This is a genomic window from Pseudomonas sp. ICMP 3272, assembly GCF_001466905.1.
Taxonomy (GTDB): domain Bacteria; phylum Pseudomonadota; class Gammaproteobacteria; order Pseudomonadales; family Pseudomonadaceae; genus Aquipseudomonas; species Aquipseudomonas amygdali.
Genome location: NZ_LKEK01000090.1, coordinates 1 through 9840, shown reverse-complemented (window position 1 = coordinate 9840; position 9840 = coordinate 1). Strand labels below are relative to the sequence as shown.

The following is a 9840-nucleotide window of genomic DNA, read 5'->3' as shown; positions in this document are numbered from 1 at the left end:
GGACGCAGAGCGTCCAGAACGGCGTTCCCACGCTGGAGCGTGCGGAACGATAATCTTCAGGGAGAGCGCTTACGCGAGAACACTATCGTGCCAATGCTCCGCGTTGGCATGCCGTTGGTGACGCTCAGCGTCACAAATCGCCGTCGCGCCGCGCGCTCAGGGTTGGACGCAGAGCGTCCAGAACGGCGTTCCCACGCTGGAGCGTGCGGAACGATAATCTTCAGGGAGCCAATGCTCCGCGTTGGCATGCCGTTGGTGACGCTCCGCGTCACAAATCGTCGCCGCACCGCGCGCTCAGGATTGGACGCAGAGCATCCAGAACAGCGTTCCCACTGGAGCGTGTGCAATGAATCTTCCAGCCCCGCCTCAGCTCAGTCGCGTCAGGTACCCCGGCACTTCCTGCTCCGGCAGCACCGACAGCACTTTCAGGCGCTGGAGCATGCGCTGCCGGGCGCGTTGCAGGTGTTCCTTGAGGTTCAAGGCCGCGGCGTCGAAAGCACCGTGCAGCAATAACTCAATGATCAGCCGGTGCTCGGCCAGCATCGCTTCATCCGCGCCAATGTCCAGCAATCGGTAGAAAATCCGGTTGATGATCATCGGGCTCTGCGCCTGACTGATCAGAGTGGCTATCTTGCGGTTTTGCAGCCCGCCCAGACACTGCTGATGCAGGTCGTCCTCAAGGCGCTCTATCTCCTCCAGGCTGCACTGTTCGGCGTTTTGCGCCTGAATGACTCTGGCCAACATGGCTTCCAGGGTTTCGCGACTCAATTGCGGCGCGGTCTGGCGCAGGGCTTCAGGCTCAAGGCAGGCGCGCAGTTCGTAGTCTTCGGTGATTTCCCGGGCCGTCAGCGGCCCTGCCAGCCACTGTGAGTAGGGCTCTTTCTCCACCAGGCCGCGATCACGCAAACGCATCAGCGCCTCGCGAACCACCGCGCGGCTGACGCCGTAATGCTGCGCGGCGTTTTGTTCATCCAGCCGATAATGACCAAAGGCGATACAGGCCGACAGCGCCGCGCCGATCTCGTCATGAATTCGTTCGCCGAGTGGGCGGGTGTCGACCAGCTCTTCGCTGCTGTCCAGCCCAAACTGCTTGTGGCTCAGGCTCAACCGCAACGGCTCGACTTCCCCAGCGTCAGGATTGACCAGATAACCCCGGCCATCGAAGCGGCTGATCAAGCCTTCTTCATGCAGCAGATTGAGCGCCTTGCGCACCGGCACCCGGCTGGTGCCGAACAGTTCTGCCAACGGTGCTTCAAGCAGCACCAGTCCATTGGCAGCCGCACCCGAGACGATTGCGTTACGCAACACCTCACGGATCGTGGCGTAACGCGACGCAGTGCGCGTGTCCTCTTCTGACATCGGTTTCATACACTTCTGGCGGTTGACGGGCAATTCTCGCACAGATGCGCCGTTGTCACCTTGGGCCACGTCCTGATGCTCGCTCATGGGGCCACCGTTACTTTTTTGCACTAAAATGTACCTTTTGTAAAAGATACATTATTTCTTTATGAAGCTCTGGTGTTCGGCTCAAGCATTGCCGCAACGGATTGAGTCATTTGCAGAGAGAGTTCTAGCACGGCGGTTCCAGCCCGAAGGGACCTGATCTCTGGCGTGGTCGAAAGTCCGTTAGTACAGATTGGCATGGAATCTGCCTTTGTTAAATGTACATTTTACTAATAAGTACATTTTAAAGGTCCGATGCCCATGATCGATACAGGAAGTCACAGCGTTACTCGTGATGCCTGCGCAATGGCTGAGGACTTCGCTCAGGGGCGCAGTGACCCGCTGCAGGTTCTGGACAAGGCTCTGCAGCAGGCAGCTCAGGTTGACAAAGTATTCATTTCCATGAGTGTCGAACGTGCATACAGGGAAGCCGAAGCCAGCACTGCCCGCTGGAAACACGGGCAGCCACTGAGCCCGTTCGATGGGGTGCCGATCGCTTGGAAGGATCTGTTCGACGTGGCTGGTTGCGTGACAACGGCCGGTGCCGCCTTGCGCAACAACCTTTCGCCAGCACTGCTGGATGCGCCGAGCGTCGGGCTGCTGGCGCGCTCCGGGATGGTCAGTCTGGGTAAGACCAACCTCAGCGAATTCGCTTATTCCGGGCTGGGCCTGAACCCGCATTTTGGTACGCCGGTCAACCCGATGAGCGATCGCACGCCGCGCATTCCCGGCGGCTCTTCTTCAGGTTCGGCAGTTGCAGTGGCTGCCGGGATTGTGCCGATTGCCATGGGCACCGATACCGCAGGTTCGATTCGTATTCCGGCCGCGCTTAACGGTCTTGTAGGGTTTCGCAGCACCAGCCGCCGCTACAGTCGCGACGGTGTGTTCCCGCTGGCGCTGACACTGGACAGTGTCGGTCCGCTGACCCGCAGCGTGCGTGATGCGCTGGTGATCGATGACCTGCTGTGCGCGCGCAGCAAGCCTTCGTCATTGCTGCCTCGCAGTGTGGCCACCCAGCGGTTTATGGTCGACAAGGCCATGCTGGAAGACCCGCGTGTCGAGCCTGCGGTTCGTGACAACCTGTTTCGTGTCATCGGCATCCTGCATGACCACGGTGCTTTTGTTGACGTGCGCCCCTGTCAGGCATTTCAGGCCACCTTGCAGTTGATTCAGCAGAAAGGCTGGCTTGGCGCTGCCGAAGCATTCGCGCTGCATCAGTCGTTGCTCGACAGCGACGCCGCCAGCCAGCTCGACCCCAGAGTGCGCAAGCGCCTGGAGGCGGCACGGCATATGCCGGCCAGCCTGCTGGTCAATCTGTACGCCGCGCGCGAACGTTTGCAGGAGCAATTGACCCTCGAACTCGATGGTGCGCTGCTGATCACCCCGACCGTTGCTCACGTTGCGCCGCCGCTCGCGCAGTTGTTGAGCGACGAAGATCTGTTCATTCAAACCAACCTCGCCACGCTGCGCCTGACCATGCCGGGCAGCCTGCTGAACATGCCCGGCGTGTCACTGCCCAGCGGCTGTGATGCCTCGGGCCTGCCCACCGCAGTGTTGCTTAGCGCTCCGGCGGGGGAAGACGCACGGTTGCTGCGCGCAGCGCTGGCCGTGGAAGCACTGATCGTAGCCCCTTGAACAACCTGTGAATTTAAAACCGGCCCGCGTGCGGTACATCGCGAAGCCGTTCTGATTAACCCGTGGGAGAACAAAGATGGCCAAAGAAATTCTGTGTGCGTTTGGTGTGGATGTGGATGCGGTAGCGGGCTGGCTGGGCTCTTATGGCGGTGAAGATTCGCCGGACGATATTTCTCGCGGGCTGTTTGCCGGGGAAGTCGGCGCGCCGCGTCTGCTCAAGCTGTTCGAGCGTTATGGTCTGCGCACTACCTGGTTCATTCCGGGCCACTCCATGGAGACGTTTCCCGAGCAGATGAAGGCCGTGGCAGACGCCGGGCATGAAATCGGCGTACACGGTTACAGCCATGAAAACCCGATTGCCATGACCCCGGAGCAGGAAGAGATCGTCCTCGATAAATCCATCGACCTGATCACGCAAATGACCGGCAAGCGCCCGACCGGCTACGTCGCACCCTGGTGGGAATTCAGCAACGTCACCAACGAGCTGCTGCTCAAGAAGGGCATCAAGTACGACCACAGCCTGATGCACAACGACTTTCATCCTTACTACGTTCGTGTGGGCGACAAGTGGACCAAAATCGACTACAGCCAGCACCCGGACACCTGGATGAAACCTCTGGTGCGCGGTGAAGAAACCGACCTGGTGGAAATTCCGGCCAACTGGTACCTGGACGACCTGCCGCCAATGATGTTCATCAAGAAGGCACCCAACAGCCACGGTTTCGTCAACCCCCGGCACCTGGAAGAGATGTGGCGCGACCAGTTCGACTGGGTCTATCGCGAGCATGAACACGCCGTATTCACCATGACCATTCACCCGGACGTGTCTGGTCGCCCGCAAGTGCTGCTGATGCTGGAGCGCTTGATCGAGCACATTCAAAGCCATGCAGGCGTCAAGTTCGTCACTTTCGACGAGATTGCCGACGACTTCGTGCGTCGTAACCCCCGTACCCGTTGATACATTGCCCTGTCCGAGGCGTCACTCATGTCCATTTACAACAAGCTCGACCTGACCGGCTGGAAACCTGAGCAATTGACTCCGGAGCAAGTACGGTTCGCCACATGGATTGCGTTTTTCGCGTGGGTGTTTGCGGTATATGACTTCATTCTGTTTGGCACGCTGTTACCGGAAATCGGTCGGCATTTCAGCTGGAGTGAGGTCGAACAGGCCGAAATCGCGACCTGGGTCGCGGTCGGCACGGCGGTGGTGGCGCTGGCCATCGGTCCGCTGGTAGATCGCCTGGGACGGCGCGTGGGTATCATTTTCACCGTGAGCGGTTCGGCGATCTGCTCGGCGCTCACGGCCATCGGCGGATCATGGGGCAAATCGCCGCTGATCCTGATTCGTTCGCTGGGCGGTCTGGGTTATGCCGAAGAAACGGTCAACGCGACCTACCTGAGCGAAATCTACGCGGCATCCGACGACCCGCGTCTGGCCAAGCGCCGTGGCTTCATCTACAGCCTGGTGCAGGGCGGCTGGCCGGTCGGCGCTTTGATCGCAGCAGGGCTGACCGCTGTGCTGCTGCCGATCATTGGTTGGCAGGGTTGCTTCGTGTTCGCGGCCATTCCGGCCATCGTCATCGCGATCATGGCGCGCAAGCTCAAAGAGAGCCCGCAGTTCCAGATCCATCAACGCATCACCCAACTGCGCAAGAAGGGCGACGTGAGCCAGGCACAGGCTGTGGCGCAAACCTACGGGGTCGATTACGACGAGCACAGCAAAGCGGGGATCGGTGCTGCCTTCCGTGGTTCTTCATGCCGCGCCACGCTGGTGATCGGTGCTGCGATCCTGCTCAACTGGGCGGCTATTCAGGTGTTCAGCGTGCTGGGCACAACGGTGATCGTCAGCGTTCACCACATCTCGTTCGAGAACTCGCTGATCATTCTGGTGCTGTCCAACCTGGTGGGTTATTGCGGTTACCTGTGTCACGGCTGGATGGGTGACCGCATCGGTCGTCGTAACGTGATCGGTCTTGGCTGGATGCTGGGTGGTCTGGCGTTCGCCGGCATGCTCTACGGGCCGAGCAACATGGTGACGGTCGTTGGCTTGTACAGCCTTGGCCTGTTCTTCCTGATCGGCCCTTACTCGGCGGCCTTGTTCTTCATCAGCGAAAGCTTCCCGACCAGCATTCGTGCAACGGGCGGCGCAATCATTCACGCCATGGGCCCGCTCGGTGCGGTGGTCGCAGGCTTCGGTGCCACGTCGGTATTGAGTGCAGGCGGAGACTGGCAGACCTCGGCGCTGTATTTCGGCGCGCTGCCTTGCTTCCTGTCGGGTGCACTGATGTTTGCGGCCAGGCATGTGCGACCTGAAACCGTGAAATGAGGAGCAACACATGATTCGTAAAGTTGCAGTAGTAACCGGTGCCGCCAGCGGCATCGGCCAGGCGCTGGCAGTGGCTTTTGCCCGGCACGGTGTTGCGGTGGCAGGCGGTTTCTATCCGGCTGACCCGCATGACCCGAATGAAACCCGCAGGCTGGTGGAGGCGGCGGGTGGCGAATGCCTGATGCTGCCGCTGGACGTGACCAGCACCGAGTCGGTCGACGATCTGGCTGCGGCTGCGATCAAGGCCTATGGCCGAATCGATTATGCAGTGGCCAATGCCGGATTGTTGCGTCGTGCGCCCTTGCTGGAAATGACCGACGAACGCTGGGACGAGATGCTCGACGTTGACCTGACCGGCGTGATGCGTACTTTTCGCGCCGCCGCCCGGCATATGGACGAGGGCGGTTCGCTGGTGGCGATCTCCTCGATTGCCGGTGGTGTCTACGGCTGGCAGGACCATTCCCATTACGCCGCCGCCAAGGCGGGTGTGCCAGGGTTGTGTCGCTCGCTGGCGGTGGAACTGGCGCCCAAGGGCATCCGCTGCAATGCGGTGATTCCCGGTTTGATCGAAACGCCACAGTCGCTGGACAGCAAGAACTCGCTGGGCCCTGAGGGTCTGGCGCAGGCGGCCAAGGCCATTCCGCTGGGTAGAGTAGGCCGGGCGGACGAAGTCGCTGCGCTGGTACGTTTTCTGTGCAGCGACGAAGCCAGTTACCTGACCGGGCAAAGCATCGTGATCGACGGCGGCCTGACCGTGCGCTGGCCGGGGTAGATCGCGCAAATTCAACCAAGGAACCCGACCCATGCAACAACTCAAACAAAAACGTGCGGTGATCACCGGTGCAGGCAGCGGCATTGGTGCTGCCATCGCGCTTGCCTACGCGACTGAAGGTGCGCACCTGGTGCTGGGCGATCGTGATCCGGTCAATCTGGCCAAGGTTGCTGAACACTGCCGTCAGCTCGGCGCGCAGGTGCAGGAATGCGTGGCCGACGTCGGCAGCGTCGAGGGTGCGCAGGCCAGTGTCGATGCCTGCGTCGAGCATTTCGGCGGCATCGACATTCTGGTCAATAACGCTGGCATGCTGACCCAGGCACGTTGCGTCGACCTGAGCATCGAGATGTGGAACGACATGCTGCGCGTCGACCTGACCAGCGTATTCGTGGCCAGCCAGCGCGCCTTGCCGCACATGATTGCCCAGCGTTGGGGGCGCATCATCAATGTCGCCTCACAACTGGGCATCAAGGGCGGTGCCGAACTGACCCATTACGCCGCCGCCAAGGCCGGGGTGATCGGCTTCAGCAAATCCCTGGCGCTGGAAGTCGCCAAGGACAACGTGCTGGTCAACGCCATCGCTCCCGGTCCTATCGAAACACCGCTGGTTGCCGGGATCAGCAGCGCGTGGAAAACCGCCAAGGCCGCCGAGTTGCCGCTGGGACGTTTCGGTCTGGCCGAGGAAGTTGCGCCGGTGGCTGTGCTGCTGGCCAGCGAGCCGGGTGGCAACCTGTTCGTCGGCCAGACGCTTGGCCCCAATTCAGGCGACGTCATGCCATGAGCAAACTGCTGGAGAACACCTGATGTGTGGATTGTGCGGGCTGTTGGGCGAAGACGTGCACTGGAGCGACCCGCTGGCTGCCGAGCTGCCCCGGCGGCGTGAGCGTTTGCGGCGTATTGCTGCGATCAACAAGGTCGTGGCGCCGTTTCGTCTCAAGGTCGAGGACTTTCAGGGCGTTTCCTACCTTCTGCTGGGGGCTACCGGCAAGCAGGAACTGGCGACCGGCCTGGAGCAGCTCTGGCAGAAAGCCGAGTTACTGATTGGTCGCCCGCTCGACCCGCTGGATTCCCGTTTGCTCGACCACCTGCAGAGGTCATCATGAGCATTGCTCTCAATGTGATTACCGGCTTTCTCGGCAGCGGCAAGACCACGTTGCTCAAACGCCTGCTGGCCGATGAAGACATGGGCGAAACTGCGCTGTTGATCAACGAATTCGGCGATGTCGGTATCGATCATCTGCTGGTTGAAGAGGTTGCCCCGGATACCGTTCTGCTGCCCAGCGGTTGTGTCTGCTGCACCGTCAGGGGGGAACTGAAAGATGCGTTGCTCGGCCTGCTGGAGCGGCGTAATCGTGGCGAGATTCCAGCGTTTCGCCGGGTGATTCTGGAGACCACCGGCCTGGCGGATCCGGCCCCGATTCTCACCACGCTGAGCAATGATCCGCAACTGCGCGGGCGTTTTCATATCGGCCTGATCGTCACGCTGGTGGACGCCTGTCACGCGACGCTGCAAGAGCGTCTGCATCCGGAATGGCTGGCTCAGATCGCGGCGGCGGACCGGCTGTTGTTGAGCAAGACCGATCTGGTCTATCAGCCCGCACTGGACGCGCTTCGTCAGCGCCTGCAAGCGCTGAATTTCTCTGCGCCGCTGCGGGATACGGCGCAGATCCACAGTGGTGATCAACTGTTGCTGGGCGAGGGCATGCGCAGCGACGAACCGGCCGCTGAAGTGACGCGCTGGCAACTGCATCGGGTGCTGTCGACTTCCGCGCGGCATGGTGATGCGCAGGTCTGTTGCCTGACGTTCGAGCGGCCTCTGGACTGGGTCGGTTTCGGGGTGTGGCTGTCGATGCTGTTAAGATGCCACGGTGAACGAATCCTCCGTGTCAAAGGACTGCTCAACGTGAACGACAACCAGGCTCCCATCGTGATTCATGGTGTGCAGCATTGCCTGCATGCACCGGTGCATCTTGCAGCCTGGCCAGGAGAGGATCGTACTTCCCGGCTGGTGTTCATCCTGCGCGGTCTTGATCCCGAGTTGCTGCGTCGTTCATTCGAAGTGTTTTCCAGCAGCTTCGCGCCATCACTCAGCGAGTCTGTGGCATGACCATTACCTTGCGTGTGCTGGGTACGTCCGTGACCTTGCTGGAGTCCTTGCGTGAGCGGGCCGAGCAGGAACTGGGCATCAAGCTGATCTACCAGATCCATGACGTGCAGACCGCGCAACGCATCGCGGTCATGCAGCCCGACAGCTACGACCTTTACGATCAGTGGTTTCATAACGTGGATTTCGTCTGGCCTGCGCGGGCCATTCAACCCATCGACACGCGGCGCATCGCGCTTTGGCATGAAATCAATGACCTGCCCAAACAGGGGCGACTGAGACCCACAGACCAACCGGGCAGCGGCAGTGTGCCCAGCGAACGTTTGTTCGTGCAGCACGATGGCAGCCTGGGCAGTACGGTGACTGAGCGCATCAGCATGTTGCCGCTGACCCACAACGCCGACAGTTTTGCCTATCGCCCCGAGCGTTTGCCGAATGGGCTGAGCCCTGCTGACGAAAGCTGGGGCTGGCTGCTCGACCCTGTGTGGGGTGGACGCATCGCCTTGCAGAGCGATGCTGCCATCGGCGCTCTGGATGCCGCATTGGCCGTGGAGGGCGCGGGGCTGGCGGCGTTCAAGGACATCGGCAACATGAGCATCGAAGAAATCGACGTGCTGGCCGACGTGCTGGTGCGTAAACAGCAGCAAGGGCATTTTGGCGCGTTCTGGTCAGACGACGAAGAAGCCGCCGAACTGATGCTCAGCCCGACCATCGACATTCAGAGCCTCTGGTCACCGACCCTGGTCAGGTTGCACCGCGCGGGTGTGAAGTACCGCGTCGCAGTGCCCAAAGAGGGTTATCGCGGCTGGTTCGGCGGGCTGTCGTTATCACGCCACGCCAAAGGCCCGGTGCTGGATGCAGCCTACGCCTACCTGAACTGGTGGCTGTCCGGCTGGCCGGGCGCAGTAATGGCACGGCAGGGGTATTACATTGGCAATCCGGCGCGCAGTCGTGATCATCTGAGCGCCGCTGAATGGGATTACTGGTACGCCGGTCTACCTGCCCGCGAGCAACTGCTCGGCAGCGACGGCCTGCCACTGATCGACGCCGGAGAGATCCGCGACGGCGGTTCCTACGAGGAACGCATGGGCCACATCGCGGTTTGGAACTCCGTCATGAACGAACACAACTACCTGGTCCGCCGCTGGAACGACATCCTGCGCGCCAGTGGCAAAAGCAGCGCCAAAGCGCGTTAGGCACGCATTCAAGAGCTGACGCAGAGCGTCCAGAACGGCATTCCCACGCTGGAGCGTGCGGAACGATAATCGTCAAAACACCATCGTGCCAATGCTCCGCGTTGGCATGCAGTTCGTGACGCTCCGCGTCACAGGTCTATGCCGCGGCGCACATTCAAGAGCTGACGCAGAGCGTCCAGAACGGCATTCCCACGCTGGAGCGTGCGGAACGATAATCGTCAAAACACCATCGTGCCAATGCTCCGCGTTAGCATGCAGTTCGTGACGCTCCGCGTCACAGGTCTACGCCGCACCGCACATTCAAAAGCGGACGTAGAGCGTCCAGAAACGGCATTCCCACGCTGGAGCGTGCGGAACGATAATC

At 60.9% G+C, this 9840-nt stretch carries 9 protein-coding genes; 8 read left to right on the top strand and 1 reads right to left on the bottom strand.

The features are described from left to right. Nucleotides 1-366: 366 nt before the first annotated feature. Nucleotides 367-1359, bottom strand: coding sequence for a GntR family transcriptional regulator (locus tag AO068_RS23245; RefSeq protein ID WP_404944477.1), 993 nt, complete (start codon nt 1357-1359; stop codon nt 367-369). 345 nt (nt 1360-1704) lie between these two features. Between AO068_RS23245 and AO068_RS23240 the strand changes: the two genes are divergently transcribed. The 8 genes from AO068_RS23240 (at nt 1705) to AO068_RS29060 (ending at nt 9476) form a co-directional block, all read left to right on the top strand. Further along, nucleotides 1705-3078 carry an amidase gene (locus tag AO068_RS23240; RefSeq protein ID WP_058409585.1) on the top strand — a complete coding sequence of 458 codons (1374 nt, stop codon included), beginning with the start codon at nt 1705-1707 and terminating at the stop codon, nt 3076-3078. A 76-nt stretch (nt 3079-3154) separates the two neighbouring features. Then, nucleotides 3155-4036 (top strand): polysaccharide deacetylase family protein, encoded by an 882-nt coding sequence (locus tag AO068_RS23235; RefSeq protein ID WP_002554892.1) that lies wholly within the window; start codon nt 3155-3157, stop codon nt 4034-4036. Nucleotides 4037-4063: 27 nt separating this feature from the next. Next, nucleotides 4064-5404: an MFS transporter gene (locus AO068_RS23230; RefSeq protein WP_058409584.1), complete on the top strand. Its 1341-nt coding sequence runs from the start codon at nt 4064-4066 to the stop codon at nt 5402-5404. 10 nt (nt 5405-5414) lie between these two features. Continuing rightward, on the top strand, nt 5415-6176 hold the full coding sequence (locus AO068_RS23225; RefSeq protein WP_058409583.1) for an SDR family NAD(P)-dependent oxidoreductase: 762 nt from the start codon (nt 5415-5417) through the stop codon (nt 6174-6176). A gap of 31 nt (nt 6177-6207) precedes the next feature. Beyond that, a complete protein-coding gene (locus AO068_RS23220; RefSeq protein ID WP_058409582.1) occupies nt 6208-6957 on the top strand; it encodes an SDR family NAD(P)-dependent oxidoreductase in 750 nt (249 codons plus the stop codon). 22 nt (nt 6958-6979) lie between these two features. Then, nucleotides 6980-7279, top strand: coding sequence for a hypothetical protein (locus AO068_RS23215; protein WP_003431302.1), 300 nt, complete (start codon nt 6980-6982; stop codon nt 7277-7279). Next, the gene (locus AO068_RS23210) at nt 7276-8283 is read left to right on the top strand and encodes a CobW family GTP-binding protein (RefSeq protein WP_058409581.1); all 1008 of its coding nucleotides are present in this window, start codon (nt 7276-7278) and stop codon (nt 8281-8283) included. Before AO068_RS23215 ends, AO068_RS23210 begins: the two co-directional genes overlap by 4 nt. After that, complete coding sequence (locus AO068_RS29060; protein ID WP_058409580.1) at nt 8280-9476, top strand: ABC transporter substrate-binding protein; 1197 nt, start codon at nt 8280-8282, stop codon at nt 9474-9476. Before AO068_RS23210 ends, AO068_RS29060 begins: the two co-directional genes overlap by 4 nt. Nucleotides 9477-9840: the final 364 nt, after the last annotated feature.

What these genes read in the sequence shown, in the direction of transcription:
- AO068_RS23245 (WP_404944477.1), bottom strand. Translation starts at nt 1,359, where the DNA reads ATGTCAGAAGAGGACACGCGCACTGCGTCGCGTTACGCCACGATCCGT.
- AO068_RS23240 (WP_058409585.1), top strand. Translation starts at nt 1,705, where the DNA reads ATGATCGATACAGGAAGTCACAGCGTTACTCGTGATGCCTGCGCAATG.
- AO068_RS23235 (WP_002554892.1), top strand. Translation starts at nt 3,155, where the DNA reads ATGGCCAAAGAAATTCTGTGTGCGTTTGGTGTGGATGTGGATGCGGTA.
- AO068_RS23230 (WP_058409584.1), top strand. Translation starts at nt 4,064, where the DNA reads ATGTCCATTTACAACAAGCTCGACCTGACCGGCTGGAAACCTGAGCAA.
- AO068_RS23225 (WP_058409583.1), top strand. Translation starts at nt 5,415, where the DNA reads ATGATTCGTAAAGTTGCAGTAGTAACCGGTGCCGCCAGCGGCATCGGC.
- AO068_RS23220 (WP_058409582.1), top strand. Translation starts at nt 6,208, where the DNA reads ATGCAACAACTCAAACAAAAACGTGCGGTGATCACCGGTGCAGGCAGC.
- AO068_RS23215 (WP_003431302.1), top strand. Translation starts at nt 6,980, where the DNA reads ATGTGTGGATTGTGCGGGCTGTTGGGCGAAGACGTGCACTGGAGCGAC.
- AO068_RS23210 (WP_058409581.1), top strand. Translation starts at nt 7,276, where the DNA reads ATGAGCATTGCTCTCAATGTGATTACCGGCTTTCTCGGCAGCGGCAAG.
- AO068_RS29060 (WP_058409580.1), top strand. Translation starts at nt 8,280, where the DNA reads ATGACCATTACCTTGCGTGTGCTGGGTACGTCCGTGACCTTGCTGGAG.